Source organism: Erysipelatoclostridium sp. MSK.7.34, assembly GCF_019041935.1.
Lineage (GTDB): Bacteria > Bacillota_I > Bacilli_A > Erysipelotrichales > Coprobacillaceae > Thomasclavelia > Thomasclavelia ramosa.
In genome coordinates this window covers 1-380 of record NZ_JAHPYJ010000083.1, presented here as the reverse complement: position 1 = coordinate 380, position 380 = coordinate 1, and the positions used below count along the sequence as shown (strand labels likewise).

Sequence of the window (380 nt, the reverse complement as noted above, 5' to 3'; positions counted from 1 at the left end):
CTGTATCTTGCCTTATCAAGCATAGTTCCCACTTTTTCCAGTCCACCTAATGCGTCATGTTCTTCCAAGAAGTAAAAACTTTTGACAGCGGAAATCACGCCACCCTCTGTGAGCCATTGCTGTGTTTCTTCAAGGGAATTTTGCTGTTTTGGTACTTGCAGTTTCAAGACTTCCACAGCCCCTAAAAAGCGTTCCCAAAACCGACACGTTTTCCATCTGCTCTTATTACTTTCATTTCTGTTTGGCACGACAAAGCGTAGGTTGTTTGCCAATAGCCCGAAAGCCAGTTCTCCCAATTCTAACGGTCTATCCTTGAATGTCATGGCAAAAGCATGAGCCTTATCATCACGCAGTTGCATTTCTGTCCGTTTCCAACTGCC

The 380-nt window shown here is 44.5% G+C and carries 1 protein-coding gene; it reads right to left on the bottom strand.

Features of this window, described 5'->3' with window-relative positions; translation table 11 throughout:
• A partial coding sequence (locus KTF99_RS16935; protein WP_217215694.1) for a replication initiation factor domain-containing protein occupies positions 1 to 380 on the bottom strand: 380 nt, incomplete at both ends.